The organism is Aurantimonas sp. (assembly GCF_964217435.1).
Lineage (GTDB): Bacteria > Pseudomonadota > Alphaproteobacteria > Rhizobiales > Rhizobiaceae > Aurantimonas > Aurantimonas coralicida.
Window position 1 is genome coordinate 1 of sequence record NZ_CAXPJM010000034.1, and the last position, 20,119, is coordinate 20,119.

The following is a 20,119-nucleotide window of genomic DNA, read 5'->3' on the forward strand; positions in this document are numbered from 1 at the left end:
TAGCCGCCATCGACCGCCTCGCCGGACCAGCCGCGCTCGGTTTCCTCGGCGACGTCGTCCAGCCGCTCGGCGATCCGCTGGGCCATCTGCGGGCCCTTGGCCGCGTCGTCGGCCATCTCCGGCGACAGCGCGCCGACGACGGCGGCCTGCTCGATGACGCTGCGATCGTAGCGCGAATGCAGGCTGCTCATCACCTGGCGCACCTGCAGCGCGTCCTCGACGACGCCGCGCAGGTCACGGCCGGTGCGCACTTCGCCATGGGCAAGCGTCAGCCCGGCATCGTCGAGACCGCCGTCGATCAGATAGTTCTCGAGCGCCTTCTCGTCCTTCAGATACTGGCTCTGCTTGCCGCGCGTCACCTTATAGAGCGGCGGCTGGGCGATGTAGATGTAGCCGCGCTCGATCAGCTCCGGCATCTGCCGGAAGAAGAAGGTCAGCAGGAGGGTGCGGATATGGGCGCCGTCGACGTCGGCGTCCGTCATGATGATGATCTTGTGGTAGCGCAGCTTCTCGATGTTGAACTCGTCCTTGCCGATGGACGTGCCCAGCGCCGTGATCAGCGTGCCGATCTGGTCGGAGCCCAGCATGCGGTCGAAGCGGGCGCGCTCGACATTCAGGATCTTGCCGCGCAGGGGCAGGATCGCCTGGTTCTTGCGCGAGCGCGCGCCCTTGGCCGAGCCGCCGGCCGAGTCGCCCTCGACGATGAAGATCTCGGATTTCGCCGGGTCGCGTTCCTGGCAGTCGGCCAGCTTGCCGGGCAGCGAGGTGATGTCGAGGGCGCCCTTGCGCCGGGTCAGGTCGCGGGCCTTGCGGGCGGCCTCGCGGGCCGAGGCGGCTTCCACCACCTTGGCGATGACCACCTTGCCCTCCTGCGGATGCTCCTCGAACCAGGTCGCCAGGGTCTCGTTGACCAGGCTTTCCACGACGGGGCGCACTTCCGAGGAGACCAGCTTGTCCTTGGTCTGCGACGAGAATTTCGGGTCCGGCACCTTCACCGACAACACGCAGGACAGGCCCTCGCGGCAATCGTCGCCGGTCAGCGTCACCTTCTCGCGCTTCAGCGCGCCGGAGGTCTCCGCATAGCCGGTCACCTGCCGGGTCAGCCCGCCGCGGAAGCCCGCCATATGCGTGCCGCCGTCGCGCTGCGGGATGTTGTTGGTGAAGCAGAGGACGGATTCATTGTAGCTGTCGTTCCACCACAGCGCCGCCTCGACGACGATGCCGTCCTTCTCGCCATGCAGCACGATCGGCTCGGGGATCAGCGGCTTGCGGGCGCGGTCGAGATAGCGGACGAAGGCTTCCAGGCCGCCCTCGTAGAACAGCTCGGTGACCTTCTCGTCGGCATGGCGCTTGTCGGTGAGGATGATCCGCACGCCCGAATTCAGGAAGGCCAGCTCGCGCAGCCGGTGCTCCAGCGTGCCGTAGTCGAACTCGGTGACGCCCTGGAACGTGTCGGTCGAGGGCAGGAAGGTGATCGCCGTGCCGGTCTCGTCGCCGGCGTCCCCGGTCACCTCCAGCGAGCCGTCCGGCACGCCGTGGGTGAACGACATCTCGTGGATCTTGCCCTTGCGCCGGATCTTCATCGACAGCTTGACCGACAGCGCGTTGACCACCGAGACGCCGACGCCGTGCAGGCCGCCCGAGACCTTGTAGGAATTCTGGTCGAACTTACCGCCGGCGTGGAGCTGGGTCATGATGACCTCGGCCGCCGAGACGCCCTCGCCGGTGTGGATGTCGGTCGGGATGCCGCGGCCATTGTCGGTGACGGTGCACGAACCATCCGGGTTCAGCGTCACCGTGACATGGGTCGCGTGGCCGGCCAGCGCCTCGTCGATGGCGTTGTCCACCACCTCGTAGACCATGTGGTGCAGGCCCGAGCCGTCATCGGTGTCGCCGATATACATGCCGGGACGCTTGCGCACGGCGTCCAGCCCCTTCAGGACCTTGATCGAGTCGGCACCATATTCGGGATTGGCAAGCGGATCGGTCTCGGGGATAGCTGACATGATGGTCCTTGGTCTCGAGCCGAGCACCCGGGGAGGGCGAATCGGCCAAAATTCACTCTTTTATATAGGGTCTCTCCTTCATTGACGAAAGCGCCTGCCGGCCCTACCCCCAGCGGCGGGCCGGAATGCGGCGCGAACGCAACGCCTGCGCCGGCCGCGCGACCCGTGCCGAGCCTCCGCATCCGCTGCAATTTTCGCCGTGAGAGACCGATCCATGCCTTCCAACGACCCGACGCGGGACGACTTCCCGTTCTGGACCCGCGACAAGCTGCGCTACGGCGACACCGACCGCCAGGGCCATGTGAACAACGCCGTCTATGCGACCTTCTTCGAGACCGGCCGGGTGGAAGTGCTGCATGCCGGCGAGGCGCCGCCGCCGGCCGGAACCGCCTTCGTCCTGGCGCAGATCACCATCGACTTCCGGCGCGAGATGAACTGGCCGGGCGAGGTGGAGATCGGCACGGCAGTCGAAGGCCTGGGCAACAGCTCGATCCGCCTGCGCCAGGGCGTCTTCCAGAATGGCGTCCTGTGCGCCAGCGCCGCCGCGGTGATCGTCCTGATGGACGAGACCACCCGCCGCTCGACGCCGCTGCCGGACGACATGCGCGGCCGGCTCGCCGCCCATGTGCGGTCGAGCCCCGCCGAGGCCTGACCGGACGCCCTGCCCGACCGGCAGCCGCCGGCGGCAGGGCAACGCCCCCCGGCGCCGACCCGCGACGATTGCGCCGCTCGACGCGGCAATCCCTGCCACCCATATGGAATCGCGGTTCCTCTCCTGCGGCGAGTCGCATTCCATGTCCGATACACTGACCGCTCCAGCCCAGGCCGCATCCGCCGCGCCCGTGCGGCCGTTCCGCGCCCCGGCGCCGGTGCCCAACGCGACGCCGCTCGGCTTCTTCGGCTTCCTGACGACGGCCTCGCGCAATCCCATCGAGATCTGGGGCACGCGGGCGTTCAAGGAGCCCTACATCGTCGGCAAGTGGCTGGGCGTGCCGAACATCGTCATCAACGATCCGGCCGGCGTGCGTCACTGCCTGGTGGAGAACGCCAGAAACTACGTCATGCAGCCGCTGCGCCAGCGCATCCTGCGGCCGCTCCTGCGCGATGGACTGCTGACCGCCGAGGGCGCCCTGTGGCGCCGCACCCGCAAGGCCATCGCCCCGGTGTTCACGCCGCGCCACACGGCCGGCTTCTCGGAAACCATGCAGGACCGGTCCGAACGCTTCGCCGACGGGCTCGCCGCGCGGGCCGGCGGCATGGTGGACGGCAGCCACGAGATGACGCTGCTCACCTTCGACATCCTGCAGGCGACCCTGTTCACCGACGACATCGCCGATGACGGCGAGACATTCGCCCGCTCGACCCGCGACTTTCTCGGCTCGATGGGCCGGGTCGATCCGCTCGACCTCCTCGGCGCGCCGGCCTTCCTGCCGCGCCTGCGCCGGATGCGCGGCCGCAAGTCGATGGTTTATTTCCGCGGCCTCATCGCCCGCACCATCACCCGCCGCCGCGAGCAGATCGCCCGCGATCCCGACGGCGCGCCGAACGATCTCCTGACGCTGCTGGTCAAGACCGACGGCCTGTCGGCCAGCGAGATCGAGGACAACATCATCACCTTCATCGGCGCCGGCCACGAGACCACCGCGCGGTCGCTGGCCTGGACGCTGTATCTCCTCAGCCAGGCCCCCGCCGAGCGGGCCGCCGTCGAGGCCGAGCTCGACACGATCCTGCCGACCCTGTCGCATCCGAGCGAATGGCTGGAGCGCCTGCCCTATACGCTGGCCGTCTTCGAGGAATCGCTGCGGCTCTATCCGCCGGCGCCGTCGCTGAACCGCACCGCGCTGGCGCCGGACCGGGTCGGCGACGTGGCGATTCCCGCCGGCGCGACGGTGCTGGTCATGCCCTGGCTGATCCATCGCCATGAAATGCTCTGGGACCGGCCCGATCATTTCATTCCGAGCCGGTTCCTGCCGGGCAATCGCGAGGCGCTCGACCGCTACCAGTATCTGCCCTTCGGGGTCGGCCCGCGGGTTTGCATCGGGGCCAGCTTCGCCCTGATGGAGGGCGTCATCGCCCTCGCCTGTCTCCTGCGCGGTCTGCGTTTCGACTATGAGGAGGCCGCGCCGCCGGAGGTGGTGCAGCGCATCACCGTCCAGCCCGATGGCGGCCTGCCGCTGAGGGTCAGCCGCCGCACGCCCGCGCCCCCGGCGAGCTGACGGGAGCGATTGCGGCCGGGAGGAATCCGGCCACAAAGGCCGGTCGGACAGTGCTTTGCGGGTCGTCAGCCGGGCCGCCACGCCGCGCCTTTCCGACAGTGCGCTTGCGTTCGGGCGCGTGAAAGCCCATACTATCAGTTCGGGTATTTGCAGACCCGGAGTCTGGCAGACGTTCCGCCACCGTAAAACGGCGGTTCGCTTGGTAGCGCATTGGCGCGACCAGCGCGACGAGAACCAAACCTTTCGCCGTAACCCTTGTGAAGTTCCGAATCTCCGGCCGCGGCTGCATGCCGTGTCCACACCACTCAAGAAGTCAATCGCGTCGCGAGAACACTTCAGACGATCGCCCACAGGGCAGCGACGAAAGGTAATACCATGAGCCAGACCGGCACCGTAAAGTTCTTCAACGAAGCCAAGGGTTTCGGATTTGTCACCCCGGAAGGCGGCGCGAAGGATGTCTTCCTTCACGTCTCCGCTCTCGAGCGCGCGGGCATCTCCTCCCTGAACGAAGGCGACAAGATCAGCTTCGACACCGAGCCGGACACCCGCGGCAAGGGCCCGAAGGCTGTCAACGTTCAGCGCGCCTGATTGCATGATGTGACCGGCGGGCTTCTGGCCTGCCGGTCTCTACTGTTTCGCATGGGTTCGCGGCGTTTGGTGGCGAACAACGGCGGAAGAAGGTGACGATGGAAAATTCCAGGAAGGCGCGTGAACGCGCCGAAGCGGCACTGTCCGGACCGCCGGAACGACCGGCCAAGGGCTCCGCGATTGGAATCATCGCCGCCGAAAGCCTGGCCGTCCAGGAAAAGACGGCACGATTGAAGAAGCTCCGCATGGAGCGGGATGCGGCCGAAGCGCCTGAGCCGACCAAGGCAGAGGCGAAGGCGTCGAAGGCGAAGGCCAAGACGACAAAGCCGACGGCGCGCGCTAAATAGCCGGTTGGCAGACCGACTCGGTCGCCGATCAATTCCGAGGCCCGGCCACCACCTGCCCCGCAAGGCAGGGAAATGGCCCGTGGCCCATCAACTGATGGAAGGAGTCGTTTTGAAAGTCGACGTCAGAGACAACAATGTCGATCAGGCCCTGCGGGCGCTGAAGAAGAAATTGCAGCGCGAAGGCGTCTTCCGTGAGATGAAGGCGCGTCGCGCCTACGAGAAGCCGTCCGAGCGACGCGCTCGGCAGAAGCAGGAGGCGATCCGCCGCTCCCGCAAGCTTGCTCGCAAGCAGGCGCAGCGCGAAGGCCTCGTGCCCGGTCCGAAGCGCAAGATCCGTCCCGGCGCACCTCGCCCGGGCGCACCGAGCACTGGCGCCAGTGCCAACGGCGCAGCCGGTGCACCGCGTCCGGCTTCCGCGACCTCGCAGTACTGACACGACCCATTCGCTCCTCGAGAGCAGAAAAAGCCCGGCGGATCCGATCCGCCGGGCTTTTTCGTGTCTGGGCCGCCCTAGCGGCGTGAAGCGTCCTGCGATTGCCGGCGCCCGTCCCGCTTCGGCTCCAGCCACCCGCGGTATTCATCAGAGGCCTCGCACATGTCGGCATAGAGCCAGACCATGCGGTCGACGAACCAGATCTTGCCGCCCTCCGCGATGATCAGTCCCGCAACCGTGGCGGTCGCCTCGCCCCGGATCAGGCCATAGGCGAGGACCGCCACCCCGACGGCAGTGATGGAGGTGAGGATCGTCGCGGCCCGGCGATGGTGGTCCGGGACCGGCACCGCCTTCCGGTTCAGATAGACCCGCTCGCCGAAGGTCGCCCGCGACGCCCAGTTGTCGGGATTGCGGGGCGGCGGGAACAGCCGCGGATTGACCATGGCGAAGACCGCCAGGGCCGCGACCGGCGCGAGTACCCACCAGCCGATCCAGAAGCGGCTCCAGATCGCCAGGACCAGGAGCGGCAGGATCGCCGCCCGGGTCCAGACGCTCCAGGGATTGGCATGGCGGGCCCAGCTCTCCTCATCCATGCGCATCGCCCGCTCGGCCAGCGCGAAGACATCCATGGCGTCCTCCCGTCGGCCGAACGGCCGGAGAGGCCCGGCGCTATTTCGCGCCGTCCTCCTCGCCCAGGCCGTCGAACAGTGCCGTCGACAGATAGCGCTCGGCGAAGGACGGGATGATCACGACGATGTTCTTGCCCGCCATCTCCGGGCGCTGGCCGACCGCGATCGCCGCCGAGAGCGCCGCACCGGAGGAGATGCCCACCGGCACGCCTTCGAGGCGCGCGACGAGACGGGCGATCTCGAAGGCGTCGTCATTGGTGACCTGCACCACCTCGTCATAGACCTCGCGGTCGAGGATCGCCGGGGCGAAGCCCGCGCCGATGCCCTGGATCTTGTGCGGGCCGGGATCGCCGCCCGACAGGACATGCGAGGCTTCCGGCTCGACCGCGACGATGCGGACGCCGGGCTTGCGCTGCTTCAGCACCTGGCCGGCACCGGTGATCGTGCCGCCGGTGCCGATGCCGGACACCAGCACGTCGATTTCGCCCTTGGTGTCGTTCCAGATTTCCTCGGCGGTGGTGACGCGGTGGATTTCCGGGTTGGCCGGGTTCTCGAACTGCTGCGGCATCACCGCATCGGGGATCTCGGCCACCAGTTCGCCGGCCTTGGCGATGGCGCCCTTCATGCCCTTGGCGCCCTCGGTGAGCACCAGATCGGCGCCGAGCAGGCGCAGCATCTTGCGGCGCTCGATCGACATGGTCTCCGGCATGGTCAGGATCAGGCGGTAGCCCTTGGCAGCGGCCGCAAAGGCGAGCCCGATGCCGGTGTTGCCCGAGGTCGGCTCGATCAGCGTCGTCTTGCCCGGCGTGATCCGGCCGTCGGCCTCGAGCTTCTCGATCATGGCGACGCCGATGCGGTCCTTGACGCTGGCGATCGGGTTGAAGAATTCGAGCTTGGCGAGAAGGTTGGCCTTCACGCCCTTTTCCTTGGCCAGCTTGTCCAGCCGGACGATCGGCGTGTCACCGATGGTGTCGGCGATGGAATCGTAGATGCGTCCACGCCCGTGGGTCCGTGCGGCGCCCTCTTTCACTACCTTGTCCATGATGGTCTCCTTCCCTGTCGCGGCCCGGCGTTCATTCACTTCGCGCCCGGTCATCGTTCCTAACCTATGCCGGATCGGTCGCGGTTTTGAGGTCTGACAATCCAAAGCCGGCGGTCTGCCCGGAATAGCTTGCTAGGCCGGCGCCGGCCGATCCATGCAATTTGCAACCAATTCTTTACCCTCTCTTAGGCTGCCCCCACCAGTATGGCGGATCACGGCGGGTCCCTCGCGCCCTTTGCACGAAACGAGATTGCGCATGGCACGCTCCTTCCAGCACATTCGCACCATTTTCGGCGAGTTCGTCCTGTTGCTCCTGGCCATGACGCTGCTGTCGGTGGTCGCCGCCTTCCACATCTTCGACGGTGTCGGCCAGGCTGCGCTGAACCGTGCGCTGGGCTTTGCCGTCGTGGTGCCGATGCTGAGCGCCGTGCCCTATGCGATCTATTTCGTCGTCCGCCTCACCGGGCTGATGCAGCACAATGACGGCCTGCAGCGCGCCGCGACGACCGACCGCCTCACCGGCGTCCTGAACCGTCCGGGCTTCGACACCGTCATCCGCCGGCACATGGCCGCCCTCGGCGACCACCAATATGCCGGGCTGATGCTGCTGATCGTCGACGCCGACCATTTCAAGCGGATCAACGACCGTCTCGGCCATCCGACCGGCGACAAGGCGCTGAAGGCCATCGCCGGGGCCCTGAAGCGGTCGATGCGCGGCTCCGATGCGGTCGGGCGCCTGGGCGGCGAAGAATTCGCCATCTCCTTCCCCTGCACCAGCCTCGAACAGGGCAAGGCCGTCGCCGAGCGCCTGCGGCTGAGCATCGGCAAGCTGAGTGTCAGCGACGGCAAGCAGAGCGCCCGCCTGTCGGTGAGCATCGGCGGCGCCTTCTATACGACCCCGCAGCTCTTCGACCGGGTCTATGGCGCAGCCGACGTCAATCTCTATCATTCGAAGCGCACCGGCCGGAACCGCACGACCATTACCTCGGTCGCCGCCCATGGCCGCCGCTACCTGCAGGCCGACGGGCAGCAGCAGAACCAGCAGCCAGCCCGGCTGACCGCCCTGCCCGCGCGCTGACCCCGTCCGCCTAGCTGCGGCCGGTGGAGCCGAAACCGCCGGCGCCGCGGGCGCTGTCCGACAGGCTCGCCTGTTCGGTGAAGGTCGCCTGCACCACCGGCGCGACGACCATCTGGGCAATCCGGTCGCCCCGCGCGATGGCGAAGGCTTCGCTGCCCAGATTGACCAGCACCACCTGCACCTCGCCGCGATAGTCGCTGTCGATCGTGCCCGGCGTGTTCAAGACGGTGACCCCGTGCTTCACCGCAAGGCCGGAGCGCGGCCGGATCTGCACTTCGAACCCCTCGGGAATTTCGAAGGCGAGGCCGGTCGGCACCAGCCGGCGTTCGCCCGGCGCCAGCACCAGTTCCCCCGTCACCGCCGCGCGCAGGTCGGCACCCGCCGCCCCGGCGCTCTCATAGGCCGGCAGCCGCAGATCGGGATTGTGGGGCAGGCGCAGGATTGCGATGGCCGGCACGCTCATGAGGCCGCTCCCGCCAGGCGGTCGGCCACCCAGGCGGCCAGGCGCCTGGCCACTTCCATCTTGTCCATCTTCGGCCATGCCTCGACGCCGGCCGCCGTCACGATGTGGACCGTATTGGCGCTGCCGCCCATGACGCCGGTCCCGGCCGACACGTCGTTGGCGACGATCGCATCGGCGCCCTTGCGGGCGAGCTTGCCGCGGGCATGGGCGAGGAGATCGTCGGTCTCGGCGGCAAAGCCGACGACGAGCGTCGGCCGATCCAGCGCATGGCCGATGGTCGCCAGGATGTCGGGATTCTCGGTGAGGGCGAGCGCCGGCGGGCCGCCACCGGTCTTCTTGATCTTGCGCGCCGTCTCAGCCTCGGCCCGCCAGTCGGCGACGGCGGCCACGAAGATCGCCGCATCGGCCGGCAGCGCGGCCTCGACCGCGCCCAGCATCTCGCGGGCGGTCTCGACATGGGCGACGGTGACACCGGCCGGATCGGGGAGCGTCACCGGCCCGCTGACCAGCATCACCTCGGCGCCCAGTTCGGCCAGCGCCGCGGCAATGGCGTGGCCCTGGCGTCCCGACGATCGGTTGGCGATGTAGCGGACGGGGTCGATCGGCTCGTGGGTCGGCCCGGAGGTGACGACGATCCGCCGGCCGGCCAGCGGCTTCGGCCTTGCGTCCAGCATGGCTTCCAGCGCATCGGCGATCTCGGTCGGCTCGGCCATGCGGCCGGTGCCGGCCTCGCCCGCCTCCGCCATCTCGCCGGCATTCGGCCCGACGAAGCGCACGCCGTCGGCGATCAGCGTCGTATGATTGCGGCGGGTCGCGGCGTGGTTCCACATGGCCGGATTCATGGCCGGCGCCATCAGGATCGGCGCGCGGGCGGCCAGCAGGATCGCCGTCGCCAGATCGTCAACAAGCCCGTTCGCAGCGCGGGCCATCAGATTGGCCGTGGCCGGCGCGACGAGGATCGCATCGGCCTCCCGGGCGAGCCGGATATGTCCGACATCGTGCTCGTCCTCGCGGTCGAAGAGATCGGAGAAGACCTTAGCAGCCGACAGGGCCCCGACGGCGAGCGGGGTGACGAATTCGCCGGCAGACGCGGTCATCACCGGCGTCACCACAGCGCCGCGCTCGCGCAGCCGGCGGATCAGGTCGAGCGACTTGTAGGCCGCGATGCCGCCGCCGATGATCAGCAGCACCCGTTTGCCCGAAAGGCCGCTCATGCCGGCTCCGCCTGAATGATCCCGATCGTCGCGGTCGCCATGCCTGCCTCGCGAAAGACGCTGTTCCACGGTCCCGTGTCTAGCGGCCACCGCTCACCGGAGCAACAAAGGCGCCGCCGGTCGAAATGCCGGCGGGCCGGTCTCAGCCGAAGGTGTAGCCCAGCGCGATGGTCATCAGCGACAGGGCGATGATCCACTGGGCGATCAGGCGCAGGATCACGCTGGAGCGCTTGTCCGTCGCCAGATTGTTCAGCGTCTCGTCGTCGAGGCGGATGCCCTTCTCGATGAGGTCCGGCATCTGCCGGGCGAGGATTTCCAGCCCGCCGGCAAATTCCGGCGTGCGCCGCAGGAGATGGAACAGCGAATCGACGCCGCGGCGCGCCTCGCGCAGCTTGGCCGCGGGCCCGAGCTCGGTGAGGATGTATTCCGAGACGACCGGCTCGGCCGCCACCCACATGTTGAACTTCGGGTCGAAGGAGCGCGCGACGCCCTCGACCACCACCATGGTCTTCTGCAGAAGCACGAGCTCGGGACGCGCCCGCATGTCGAAGAGCTCGGTCACCTCGAACAGCAGCGACAGGAGATGGCCCATGGAGATGGTCTCGGCCGGCTGGCCGTAGATCGGCTCGCCGATCGCCCGCAGCGCCTGGGCGAAGCTCGCCACGTCCTGGCCGCGCGGCACGTATCCGGCCTCGAAATGCAGCTCGGCGACACGGCGATAGTCGCGCCGGATGAAGCCGTAGAGGATTTCGGCGAGGAAGCGTTTGGACTCGTCCGACAGGCGCCCGACGATGCCCATGTCGACGGCGACGACGGCGCCGTCCGGTGCCACGAACAGGTTTCCCTGGTGCATGTCGGCATGGAAGAAGCCGTCGCGCATGGCATGGCGCAGGAAGGACTGCACGATCAGCACGCCGAGCTGCTTGGTGTCGTGGCCGGCTTCGACGATGCCGGCGACATCGCTCATCTTGATGCCGTCGATCCACTCCATCGTCAGGACGTCGCGGCCGGTGCGCTCCCAGTCGATGCGCGGCACCCGGAAGCCGGGATCGTCGGCGGTGTTCTCGGCCATTTCGGACGAGGCCGCCGCCTCCAGCCGCAGATCCATCTCGATGCGGGTGGACTGGGCCAGCGTCTCGACCACGGCAACCGGCCGCAGCCGGCGCGACGAGCGCACGTAGCGCTCGAGGAACTGGGCGATAAAGGCGAAGGTCTCGAGCTGGCGCAGGAAGCGGATGCGCACGCCCGGCCGGACCACCTTGACCGCGGCGAAGCGCTCGCTGCCGTCCTCGTTGCGGATGCGGGCCTTGTAGACCTGCGCGATCGAGGCGGCGCCCACCACCTCGCCGAGATCGATGAACAGGTCGTCGATCCGCCGGCCGAGCGTCGTCTCGATCTCCGCGACGGCCTGGTCGCGCGGAAACGGCGGCACCTTGTCCTGCAACTGGCCGAGTTCCTGCGCCGTCGCCGCCCCGACGAGGTCGGGCCGCGTCGCCAGGAACTGGCCCAGCTTGACGTAGGAGGGGCCGAGCCGGTTCAGCGCCCGTGACAGATTGTCGGAGCGCGGACGGTTCTCGGCCGAGCCGCGCTCGATCAGCCGAGCGAAGCGGTGCAGCAGCGCCGGGCCGGGCGGCAGGCCCTCGCCCGGGAACGAGCCGACGACGCCTTCGCGGGCCAGAACATAGACGGCCCGGATAAGCGCAAGGGTGCCGGTGACGGGATTGGCCAAGAGAGGCTCCGTTCGTTCAGATCAGAGCTTCCAGCCGGAATGGATGGCCGCGATGCCGCCCGACAGGTTGCGATAGGAGACACGCTCGAAGCCGGCCGCGCGGATCGCGGAGGCGAAATTGGCCTGGTTCGGGAAGCGGCGGATCGACTCGACCAGATATTCGTAGGATTCGCGGTCGCGCGCGACGGTCTCGCCGATGCGCGGAATGACCTTGAACGACCATTGCTCGTAGATCTTGTCGAGGATCGGCATGTCGACTTCCGAGAATTCCAGGCACATGAAGCGCCCGCCCGGCTTGAGCACCCGGTAGGCCTCCGACAGCGCCGCGTCGATGCGCGGCACGTTGCGGATGCCGAAGGCGATCGTATAGGCGTCGAAGCTGGCGTCGGGCAGCTTCAGCTCCTCGGCATTGCCCTCCACGAAGACGAGATTCTCGTCGAGGCCGCGCTTGACCGCGCGCTCGGCGCCGACGCCCAGCATCGAGGCGTTGATGTCGAGAACCGTGCCGGTGGCCCGGCGGCGCGAGGCCTCGGTGATGCGGAAGGCGACGTCGCCGGTGCCGCCGGCCACGTCGATGAAGTTCCAGCCGGCCCGGTGCGGCGGCGACAGCCAGGACACCATGGCGCTCTTCCAGACGCGGTGGAGGCCGCCCGACATCAGGTCGTTCATCAAATCGTAGCGCTCGGCGACCCGATGGAAGACGTCATTGACCCGGGCCTGCTTCTCTTCCCGGCCGGTGACCGTGGAAAAGCCGTAGGCCGTCTCCATCGCTTCGGCTCCGGTCACACGCGTTCGCGACATGGGGCGGCACCTTCATTGCATCGCATCGCTTCGATGCGGATATAGGGACGGACGATCCCGGCATGCGACGCGTCCTCGGCGAAGCAGGCTGGGTTCGCCGGGCGCATCGCTCGGATGGCCCAACGGTTCGGGACTTAATCGAATATGCCGGAATTGCCAGAGGTAGAGACGGTCCGCCGCGGCCTGCAGCCCGTCCTGGAGGGCGCGCGCATCACCCATCTGCATCTGGCGCGGCCGGATTTGCGGTTTGCGCTGCCCGAACGCTTCGCCGAACGGGTCACCGGCCGGCGCATCACGGCGCTTGGCCGGCGGGCGAAATATCTCGTCGCCGAGCTGGAGGGCGACCTCGTCCTCGCCATGCATCTGGGCATGTCCGGCTCGTTCCGCATCGAGGGTCCTGAGGGCGACAGCCTGCCGGGCGTCTTCCAGCATCCGCGCTCCACCGCCCGTCTCCACGATCACGTGCGTTTCGACGTCACGACCGGGGACGGCCAGCCGGCCGCGGTGATCTACAACGACCCGCGGCGCTTCGGCTACATGACGCTGATCGCGCGGGCCGAAATGGAGACCCATCCGCATTTTTCCGGCCTCGGCATTGAGCCGACAGGCAATAGCCTGTCCGGCGCGGCGCTGGCGCCGGCCTTCGCCGGACGGTCTGCGCCGCTCAAGGCGGTGCTCCTCGACCAGCGTATCATCGCCGGGCTCGGCAATATCTATGTGTGCGAGGCGCTGTGGCGCTCGCGCCTGTCGCCGCGGCGCGCGGCGGGAACGCTGGTGAAGAAGGACGGCCGCCCGAGCCAGCGCCTCGACCTCCTGGCGCTGAACATCCGCGAGACCATCGCCGACGCCATCGCCGCCGGCGGCTCGTCGCTGCGCGACTACCGGCAGACCGACGGCTCGCTCGGCTATTTCCAGCACAGCTTCGCCGCCTATGACCGTGAGCACGAGCCGTGCCGGCACACGGGCTGCCGCGGAGTCATCCGGCGGATCGTCCAGTCGGGACGCTCGACCTTCTTCTGCCCGGCCTGCCAACGCTAGGGCCGGGTCCGTAACGGTGCGGCGGCGCGAAGAGGAATGCCCGCCGGGGCCCGACTTTGTCTTGACGCGCCGAACGCTCTTGCCTATAGAGGCTCTGAATTCGGCGGCACCCATGGTGCGGCCCGTTTCTTCGTGCTGCAGCGTGCACCTTTCACCGCCCGGCACGATCAAACCGCAGTTTACCGACACAAGCGCATCGTCGCGACAGACAGAGAGAGACGAACATGGCCAACACCCCTTCGGCCAAGAAAGCGGCGCGGAAGATCGCGCGACGCACTGCCGTCAACACCGCTCGCCGCAGCCGGGTCCGCACCTATCTGCGCCGCGTCGAGGAAGCCATCGCATCGGGCGACAAGACCGCCGCGATGACCGCCTTCCTCGCCGCCGAGCCGGTGATGATGAGCGCGACCTCGAAGGGGATCTTCCACAAGAATACGGCATCGCGGAAGATCTCCCGCCTGTCGCATCGCGTGAAGGCCCTCGGCGAAGCCTGAGGCGCGTCCGATCCACTGACGGGAGCGCATCGCGCCCCGTTCAGACCCTTTCGAAGGCCTGGCTTAACCGCCGGGCCTTTTTGATTCCCGGCCCGCCATGGCGTCCCGCGGTGATTCCCGACGCCTTTGCAGGGCCTTCGGCGAGCCCGTCATCGATTCGACACACGCAAACCTCCCGATCGCCCGCCGCGATTCCATCGTGCGGTTTTGCCAAATGATTCCAGTGACTTGCAGAAGGTCAGTGAGCATCAAAAAACAGCCGGCTAAGGGCGGTTTCGGCGGCCCTTGAGTCAAGCGGACCGCCTTACTTTTTTCATTTTTATCTTTTGCCCGATGCGCTCAAAAGCTGCTTGGGAGCCAAGTCACCAGAACCACTGGTGTTTACCCTGACGGGCAATGATTCACGCGGGACGAGTCTGCCACACTGGGGGTGGTCGCATTGCGATTCACGGTTTGCGAGCCTTGCCCGAAGCTGTCGCGTTTCGTATTTTCCTCCTCGAAACAAGTGCGGGGAAAGACGAAGTGCGGGGACAACCGAACTTATCCAGAACATTCGGTCACGGTTCGAGTTGCCAGCGGCGCGGCCCCATCTCGCCTAGAGTCTAAATCCGTCCTTCCACAATTTATTCGTAGTCGATCCCGGCGCTCCCACGCCGCGGGTGCGGCTGACTTCTGCCCAACGATGGGCCGGAGCGCAGGAGAGCTTTTGCATGAACGGTGAATACAAGGGCGATGTCACGCCGAAGGAATGCTGGGCGACGCTCGCCGACACGCCGGACGCGGTCCTGGTCGATGTGCGCACGGTGGCCGAATGGAGCTATGTCGGCGTCCCGCAGCTCGCTCCCCTCGGCAAGGCGGCGATCCTGCAGGAATGGCAGAGCTTCCCCTCCATGGCCGTCGATCCGGATTTCGCCGCCAAGCTCGCCCGGCGCATCGAGAGCGAAGGTGGAACCCGCGACACGCCGGTCTTCTTCCTCTGCCGTTCGGGCGTCCGCTCCATCGCCAGCGCCGTGGCGCTGACCGGGGCGGGCTTCAGCAACTGCTTCAACGTCCTGGACGGCTTCGAGGGCCCGCCGGACGAGGAAGCCCATCGCGGACGCAAGGCCGGCTGGAAAGCGGAGGGTCTCCCGTGGGTGCAGAAGTGATGCAGCAGGGCGCAGGACGATCGGCGGACACGCTGCCGATCTGGTCCGGACGGCATGACGCCGCCCGGGTGACGAAAGACAACACGAACGATTGCGGGGGCGGCATGGCGAGCGGCGGCACAGGAACTGCGGACATCATGGAGCGGGTGAATGCCCGTCTGAAGGCGCAGCTTGGGCAGGACATCTTCGCCAGCTGGTTCCAGCGCATGAAGCTCGAGGCGCCGGGCAAGGGCGTCTGCCGCATCACCGTGCCGACCGCCTTCCTGCGCAGCTGGATCCAGTCGCACTATCATGAGCTCCTGACCGAAATCTTCCGCGAGGAAGTGCCGGGCACCCTGCGCGTCGACATCGCCGTGCGCAGCGCCGTGCGCGGCGGCGGCGTGACCATCCGCCAGCCCCGTGTCGCCGAGCCGGAGAGCGTGCCGGCCAGCGTGGTCTCCGCCCGTCCCGCCGCGCAGATCGGCGAAAGCCGCGCCGCGCGCAGCGCCGCCCCGGCCGAAGCCCGGCAGATGTTCGATGCGGCGCCCGCCCCGACGCCCACCTTCGGCTCGCCCCTCGACCCGCGCTATGTCTTCGACACCCTCGTCGAGGGCAGCTCCAACCGCGTCGCCCTCGCCGCCGGCCGCGCCATCGCCGAGAACGGCCCCCAGTCGGTGCGCTTCAACCCGCTGTTCATCCACGCCGCCGTGGGCCTGGGCAAGACGCATCTCCTGCAGGCGATCGCCAACGCCGCGATCCGCCGCGAGGACAAGCCGCGCGTCGTCTATCTGACGGCGGAATATTTCATGTGGCGCTTCGCCACCGCGATCCGCGACAACCGCGCGCTCGACCTCAAGGAGACCCTGCGCGGCATCGACATCCTGATCATCGACGACACTCAGTTCTTGCAGGGCAAGTCGATCCAGCAGGAGTTCTGCCATCTCCTCAACGCGCTGATCGATTCCGCCAAGCAGGTGATCTGCGCCGCCGACCGCCCGGCCATGGAGCTGGAATCACTGGATCCGCGGGTCCGCTCGCGCCTGTCCAACGGCATCACGCTGGAACTGGCGGCGCCGGACTACGAGATGCGCCGCTCGATCATCCGCACCCGCGCCGCGGCCATGCGGGCCGAGGATTCCTCCTTCGACATGCCCGACGGCGTCATCGACACGATCGCCCAGCGCGTCGCCGGCTCCGGCCGCGATCTGGAAGGCGCCTTCAACCAGATCGCCTTCCGCCATTCGCTCGGCCAGCCGCTGTCGGCCGAGCATCTGGACGATCTCCTCAGCCAGCTCACCCGCGCCAACAGCGAGCGTCGGGTGCGTATCGAGGACATCCTCAAATTCGTCTCGCGCCACTACAACGTGACGCGCACGGACATCCTGTCGGCCCGGCGTACGCGGACCATCGTGCGGCCCCGCCAGATCGCGATGTATCTCGCCAAGACCATGACGCCCCGCTCGCTGCCGGAAATCGGCCGGCGCTTCGGCGGCCGCGACCACACGACGGTGCTCCACGCCGTTCGCAAGATTGAGGGCGAGCGGGCCAAGGACGACAAGCTGTCCGAGGAGCTCGACATCATCCGGCGTATGATCGAGGAGTAGGCCGCCCCGGCGCGGCGCCGTCAAGCGGCGCCGGTCGGCGGGCCTCCCCCGGCTCCGGCCCGCCCAACCTCGCGCGGTCCGGCCTTTCCAAGCGGCCTCCAAATCTCTAAGACCATCGGACCCCGGAACGGGTGCCGTCTCCTGCGGCGCCTGCCCGAACCAAACGGCTTCGTCATGCGCATCATCATCGAACGTTCGAACCTCCTCAAGTCCCTGGCGCACGTTCATCGTGTCGTGGAACGCCGCAACACCATCCCGATCCTCTCCAACGTCCTGTTGAAGACGGAAGGCGAAGGCCTGCGGCTGAAGGCGACCGATCTCGACCTGGAGATTACCGAGAGCGCACCGGCGACGGGCGAGCAGGAGGGCGCGACGACGGTGCCGGCGCATCTGCTCTACGACATCGTCCGCAAGCTGCCGGACGGAGCCGAGGTGAGCCTGGCCACCAATGCCGAGGGCACCCAGATGACGGTCTCGTCGGGCCGCTCGAACTTCCGGCTGCAGTGCCTGCCGGAATCGGACTTCCCCGACATCACCGCAGGCACCCTCAGCCATGCCTTCAAGCTCAAGGCCGCCGAACTCGGCAGGCTGATCGAGCGCACCCAGTTCGCCATCTCCACCGAGGAGACGCGCTATTATCTGAACGGCATCTACCTCCACACGATCGAGGCCGACGGCGACCTGCAGCTGCGCGCCGTCGCCACCGACGGCCACCGGCTGGCGCGGGCCGACCAGAAGGCCCCGGCCGGCTCGGAAGGCATGCCGGGCATCATCATTCCGCGCAAGACCGTCGGCGAATTGCAGAAGCTCCTCGGCGACAGCGACGACGAGGCCGAGATCTCGGTCGAGCTGTCGGACGCCAAGATCCGCTTCACCATCGGCGCGGTGGTGATGACCTCCAAGCTGATCGACGGCACCTTCCCGGACTATCAGCGGGTCATTCCGCAGAACAACGACAAGGCGCTGACGCTGGACCGGCAGACCTTCTCGGCCGCCGTCGACCGCGTCTCCACCATCTCGTCGGAACGCGGCCGGGCGGTGAAGCTCGCCGTCGCCGATTCGCAGCTGGTGCTGACCGTCAACTCGCCGGATTCCGGCACGGCGACCGAGGAACTGGCCGTCGGCTACGATTCGGACGAGATCGAGATCGGCTTCAACGCCAAATATCTCCTCGACATCACCAACCAGCTGTCGGGCGACGAGACCGTCTTCATGCTCGCCGATCCGGGCTCCCCGACCCTCATCAAGGACGGCGGCGACGATGCGACGCTCTACGTCCTGATGCCGATGCGGGTCTGACCGCCGCAACGCGCTTGGACCAGAGCCCGGACGCCGCCGTTTCCCCCTCCACCGACAGCCGGACGCCGCCCGCGGTGCGGCTCGACGAACTGCGTCTGGCCGATTTCCGCAATTACGAGACGCTGTCGCTGCGCTTCACGCGCGGATTCGTCGTCTTCGTCGGCGACAATGGTGCCGGCAAGACCAATCTCCTGGAAGCCATCTCGCTGCTGACGCCCGGCCGCGGCCTGCGCCGCGCCCCCTATCAGGACGTTGCGCGCAAGGGTGGCAGCGGCGGCTTCTCCGTGCGCGCCAATGCCGTCTCCCACGGCGTCGAGACCATCGTCTCCACCAAGATGATGCCGGACCCGACGGGCGCGGCGGCCCGCAGCGTGCGGATCGACGAGACGGCGGCGAAATCGGCCGACGAACTGCTCGATCTCCTGCGCATTCTGTGGCTGACGCCGGCCATGGACGGGCTCTTCACCGGCCCGGCCGGCGACCGGCGCCGCTTTCTCGACCGCATGGTGCTGGCCGTCGATCCGACCCATGGCCGCCGGGCCGCCGATTACGAGCGCGCCATGCGCTCGCGCAACCGGCTCCTCGCCGACAACCGGCTGGATGATTCCTGGCTGTCGGGCATCGAGGCGCAGATGGCCGAGCTCGGTATCGCCATGGCGCTCGCCCGCTCCGAGCTCGTCGGCATGCTGGCCGGCATGATCGCCCGAACCGGCGCCGGCTCGCCCTTCCCCAGCGCCGGGCTCGAGCTGACGTCGGGCTATGACGGTCTCGACCTTGCCCGCCCCTCGGCCGATGTCGAGGACGAGGCGCGCGTGCGGCTGCGGTCGGCCCGCTACGGCGACCGGGCCGCCGGCCGCACGCTGGAGGGCGCCCACCGGGCCGAGCTCTCCGTCACTCATCTCGCCAAGGCGATGCCGGCGGCCCTGTCCTCCACCGGCGAGCAGAAGGCGCTGCTGATCGGCCTCGTCCTCGCCCATGCGCGGCTGGTCGCCGCCATGTCGTCCCTGCCGCCGCTGCTGCTTCTCGACGAGATCGCCGCGCATCTCGATCCCGGCCGCCGCGCCGCCCTGTTCGACCTGATCGCCGAACTCGGCGTGCAGGCCTTCATGACCGGGACCGACGCCAGCCTGTTTGCGGCCCTGGGCGATCGGGCCCAGATCATGGAAGTGTCGGGCGGCACGGTCCGCCCGGCCGACCTCGCACGCATCGAAGGCGCATCACCGGAGACGTCGCCATGAGCCAGGCTCCCCTCGCCCCCGACGAACTGGAACGCTACGCCCGCCACATCGTGCTGCCGGAAGTCGGCGGCGCCGGCCAGCAGGCGCTGAAGCGCGCCAGGGTGCTGGTAATCGGCGCCGGCGGCCTCGGCTCGCCGATCATCCTCTATCTGGCTGCCGCGGGTGTGGGCACCATCGGCATTGCCGACGACGACACGGTCTCGCTGTCCAATCTGCAGCGGCAGGTGCTGCACGGTACCGCCGATGTCGGCCGCTCCAAGCTCGACAGCGCGGCGGACGCCGTCGCGGCGATCAATCCGCATGTCACGGTCGTGCCCCATGCGCTGCGCCTCGACATGGCGAACGGCCCGGCGATCGTCGCCGGCTACGATCTCGTCATCGACGGGTCCGACAATTTCGCCACCCGCTATGCGATGGCCGATCTCTGCGAGGCGGCGGCAACCCCGCTCGTGACGGCGGCGGTGAACCGCTTCTCCGGCTCGTTGACCGTGCTGAAGCCCTATGAGACCGGCGCCGATGGCCGGCGCAATCCGGGCTACCGCGATCTTTTTCCCGAGGCCCCGCCGGCCGGCATGGTGCCCTCCTGCGCCGAGGCCGGCATTCTGGGCGTCACCACCGGCGTCCTCGGCACCCTCGCCGCCTCCGAAGCGATCAAGCTGATCTGCGGCATGGGCGAGCCGCTGGTCGGCCGCTTCCTGATGGTCGATCTCCTGACCATGCGGATCGAGGAAATCCGCTACCGCCGGCCGAAGACCGGCTGATCCTGCCGGTCCGCG

The 20,119-nt window shown here is 68.1% G+C and carries 20 protein-coding genes; 13 read left to right on the plus strand and 7 right to left on the minus strand.

Annotated features, from left to right (window positions below; genetic code table 11):
* On the minus strand, positions 1–2,006 hold a 2,006-nt coding region (locus ACEQX1_RS13370), incomplete at its 3' end, for a DNA gyrase subunit B (protein ID WP_370196918.1).
* 214 nt (positions 2,007–2,220) lie between these two features.
* Between ACEQX1_RS13370 and ACEQX1_RS13375 the strand changes: the two genes are divergently transcribed.
* The 5 genes from ACEQX1_RS13375 (at position 2,221) to rpsU (ending at position 5,590) form a co-directional block, all read left to right on the plus strand.
* Positions 2,221–2,658, plus strand: a complete 438-nt coding sequence (locus tag ACEQX1_RS13375; protein WP_370194981.1) for an acyl-CoA thioesterase — start codon at positions 2,221–2,223, stop codon at positions 2,656–2,658.
* Between the two features lie 142 nt (positions 2,659–2,800).
* A complete protein-coding gene (locus ACEQX1_RS13380) occupies positions 2,801–4,222 on the plus strand; it encodes a cytochrome P450 (protein ID WP_370196919.1) in 1,422 nt (473 codons plus the stop codon).
* Positions 4,223–4,597: 375 nt separating this feature from the next.
* The gene (locus ACEQX1_RS13385) at positions 4,598–4,810 is read left to right on the plus strand and encodes a cold-shock protein (RefSeq protein ID WP_024349555.1); all 213 of its coding nucleotides are present in this window, start codon (positions 4,598–4,600) and stop codon (positions 4,808–4,810) included.
* 98 nt (positions 4,811–4,908) lie between these two features.
* A complete protein-coding gene (locus tag ACEQX1_RS13390) occupies positions 4,909–5,157 on the plus strand; it encodes a hypothetical protein (protein WP_024349554.1) in 249 nt (82 codons plus the stop codon).
* A gap of 109 nt (positions 5,158–5,266) precedes the next feature.
* Positions 5,267–5,590, plus strand: coding sequence for a 30S ribosomal protein S21 (gene rpsU / locus ACEQX1_RS13395; protein ID WP_024349553.1), 324 nt, complete (start codon positions 5,267–5,269; stop codon positions 5,588–5,590).
* Between the two features lie 77 nt (positions 5,591–5,667).
* Here rpsU and ACEQX1_RS13400 read toward each other — a convergent pair whose 3' ends face one another.
* Positions 5,668–6,219: a DUF6653 family protein gene (locus ACEQX1_RS13400; RefSeq protein ID WP_370196151.1), complete on the minus strand. Its 552-nt coding sequence runs from the start codon at positions 6,217–6,219 to the stop codon at positions 5,668–5,670.
* Positions 6,220–6,259: 40 nt separating this feature from the next.
* Entirely contained in the window at positions 6,260–7,261 is a 1,002-nt protein-coding gene (gene cysK / locus ACEQX1_RS13405) for a cysteine synthase A (protein WP_277026899.1), read from the minus strand.
* A gap of 256 nt (positions 7,262–7,517) precedes the next feature.
* Here cysK and ACEQX1_RS13410 point away from each other — a divergent pair, with 256 nt between their 5' ends.
* Positions 7,518–8,339, plus strand: a complete 822-nt coding sequence (locus ACEQX1_RS13410; RefSeq protein ID WP_370196920.1) for a GGDEF domain-containing protein — start codon at positions 7,518–7,520, stop codon at positions 8,337–8,339.
* Positions 8,340–8,349: 10 nt separating this feature from the next.
* Here ACEQX1_RS13410 and dut read toward each other — a convergent pair whose 3' ends face one another.
* From dut to ubiE, 4 genes are all read right to left on the minus strand, one after another.
* Positions 8,350–8,802 carry a dUTP diphosphatase gene (dut, locus tag ACEQX1_RS13415; protein ID WP_370196149.1) on the minus strand — a complete coding sequence of 151 codons (453 nt, stop codon included), beginning with the start codon at positions 8,800–8,802 and terminating at the stop codon, positions 8,350–8,352.
* Positions 8,799–10,016 (minus strand): bifunctional phosphopantothenoylcysteine decarboxylase/phosphopantothenate--cysteine ligase CoaBC, encoded by a 1,218-nt coding sequence (gene coaBC / locus ACEQX1_RS13420; protein WP_370196921.1) that lies wholly within the window; start codon positions 10,014–10,016, stop codon positions 8,799–8,801. Before coaBC ends, dut begins: the two co-directional genes overlap by 4 nt.
* A gap of 142 nt (positions 10,017–10,158) precedes the next feature.
* Positions 10,159–11,745 (minus strand): 2-polyprenylphenol 6-hydroxylase, encoded by a 1,587-nt coding sequence (ubiB, locus tag ACEQX1_RS13425; protein WP_024349547.1) that lies wholly within the window; start codon positions 11,743–11,745, stop codon positions 10,159–10,161.
* Positions 11,746–11,766: 21 nt separating this feature from the next.
* Positions 11,767–12,546 carry a bifunctional demethylmenaquinone methyltransferase/2-methoxy-6-polyprenyl-1,4-benzoquinol methylase UbiE gene (gene ubiE, locus ACEQX1_RS13430; RefSeq protein WP_024349546.1) on the minus strand — a complete coding sequence of 260 codons (780 nt, stop codon included), beginning with the start codon at positions 12,544–12,546 and terminating at the stop codon, positions 11,767–11,769.
* A gap of 144 nt (positions 12,547–12,690) precedes the next feature.
* Between ubiE and mutM the strand changes: the two genes are divergently transcribed.
* The 7 genes from mutM (at position 12,691) to moeB (ending at position 20,104) form a co-directional block, all read left to right on the plus strand.
* Positions 12,691–13,584 carry a bifunctional DNA-formamidopyrimidine glycosylase/DNA-(apurinic or apyrimidinic site) lyase gene (gene mutM, locus ACEQX1_RS13435; RefSeq protein ID WP_370196922.1) on the plus strand — a complete coding sequence of 298 codons (894 nt, stop codon included), beginning with the start codon at positions 12,691–12,693 and terminating at the stop codon, positions 13,582–13,584.
* A gap of 224 nt (positions 13,585–13,808) precedes the next feature.
* Positions 13,809–14,078: a 30S ribosomal protein S20 gene (gene rpsT / locus ACEQX1_RS13440; protein ID WP_024349544.1), complete on the plus strand. Its 270-nt coding sequence runs from the start codon at positions 13,809–13,811 to the stop codon at positions 14,076–14,078.
* A gap of 710 nt (positions 14,079–14,788) precedes the next feature.
* The gene (locus ACEQX1_RS13445) at positions 14,789–15,223 is read left to right on the plus strand and encodes a rhodanese-like domain-containing protein (protein ID WP_370193523.1); all 435 of its coding nucleotides are present in this window, start codon (positions 14,789–14,791) and stop codon (positions 15,221–15,223) included.
* Positions 15,223–16,806: a chromosomal replication initiator protein DnaA gene (dnaA, locus tag ACEQX1_RS13450; RefSeq protein WP_370193527.1), complete on the plus strand. Its 1,584-nt coding sequence runs from the start codon at positions 15,223–15,225 to the stop codon at positions 16,804–16,806. The genes ACEQX1_RS13445 and dnaA overlap by 1 nt, the downstream gene beginning before the upstream one ends.
* Before the next feature lie 174 nt (positions 16,807–16,980).
* On the plus strand, positions 16,981–18,105 hold the full coding sequence (gene dnaN / locus ACEQX1_RS13455; protein ID WP_024349541.1) for a DNA polymerase III subunit beta: 1,125 nt from the start codon (positions 16,981–16,983) through the stop codon (positions 18,103–18,105).
* 14 nt (positions 18,106–18,119) lie between these two features.
* Complete coding sequence (gene recF, locus ACEQX1_RS13460; RefSeq protein ID WP_370196923.1) at positions 18,120–19,343, plus strand: DNA replication/repair protein RecF; 1,224 nt, start codon at positions 18,120–18,122, stop codon at positions 19,341–19,343.
* Positions 19,340–20,104 carry a molybdopterin-synthase adenylyltransferase MoeB gene (gene moeB, locus ACEQX1_RS13465; RefSeq protein WP_370196924.1) on the plus strand — a complete coding sequence of 255 codons (765 nt, stop codon included), beginning with the start codon at positions 19,340–19,342 and terminating at the stop codon, positions 20,102–20,104. Before recF ends, moeB begins: the two co-directional genes overlap by 4 nt.
* Positions 20,105–20,119 lie beyond the last annotated feature (15 nt).

Excerpts from the sequence above, each read along its gene's own strand:
- dut (WP_370196149.1), bottom strand. The coding sequence starts at position 8,802 with ATGAGCGTGCCGGCCATCGCAATCCTGCGCCTGCCCCACAATCCCGAT.
- dnaA (WP_370193527.1), top strand. The coding sequence starts at position 15,223 with ATGCAGCAGGGCGCAGGACGATCGGCGGACACGCTGCCGATCTGGTCC.
- ubiE (WP_024349546.1), bottom strand. The coding sequence starts at position 12,546 with ATGTCGCGAACGCGTGTGACCGGAGCCGAAGCGATGGAGACGGCCTAC.
- mutM (WP_370196922.1), top strand. The coding sequence starts at position 12,691 with ATGCCGGAATTGCCAGAGGTAGAGACGGTCCGCCGCGGCCTGCAGCCC.
- ACEQX1_RS13385 (WP_024349555.1), top strand. The coding sequence starts at position 4,598 with ATGAGCCAGACCGGCACCGTAAAGTTCTTCAACGAAGCCAAGGGTTTC.
- ACEQX1_RS13390 (WP_024349554.1), top strand. The coding sequence starts at position 4,909 with ATGGAAAATTCCAGGAAGGCGCGTGAACGCGCCGAAGCGGCACTGTCC.
- ACEQX1_RS13410 (WP_370196920.1), top strand. The coding sequence starts at position 7,518 with ATGGCACGCTCCTTCCAGCACATTCGCACCATTTTCGGCGAGTTCGTC.
- ACEQX1_RS13400 (WP_370196151.1), bottom strand. The coding sequence starts at position 6,219 with ATGGATGTCTTCGCGCTGGCCGAGCGGGCGATGCGCATGGATGAGGAG.
- ACEQX1_RS13375 (WP_370194981.1), top strand. The coding sequence starts at position 2,221 with ATGCCTTCCAACGACCCGACGCGGGACGACTTCCCGTTCTGGACCCGC.
- coaBC (WP_370196921.1), bottom strand. The coding sequence starts at position 10,016 with ATGAGCGGCCTTTCGGGCAAACGGGTGCTGCTGATCATCGGCGGCGGC.
- moeB (WP_370196924.1), top strand. The coding sequence starts at position 19,340 with ATGAGCCAGGCTCCCCTCGCCCCCGACGAACTGGAACGCTACGCCCGC.
- rpsT (WP_024349544.1), top strand. The coding sequence starts at position 13,809 with ATGGCCAACACCCCTTCGGCCAAGAAAGCGGCGCGGAAGATCGCGCGA.
- ACEQX1_RS13445 (WP_370193523.1), top strand. The coding sequence starts at position 14,789 with ATGAACGGTGAATACAAGGGCGATGTCACGCCGAAGGAATGCTGGGCG.
- cysK (WP_277026899.1), bottom strand. The coding sequence starts at position 7,261 with ATGGACAAGGTAGTGAAAGAGGGCGCCGCACGGACCCACGGGCGTGGA.
- dnaN (WP_024349541.1), top strand. The coding sequence starts at position 16,981 with ATGCGCATCATCATCGAACGTTCGAACCTCCTCAAGTCCCTGGCGCAC.
- ACEQX1_RS13380 (WP_370196919.1), top strand. The coding sequence starts at position 2,801 with ATGTCCGATACACTGACCGCTCCAGCCCAGGCCGCATCCGCCGCGCCC.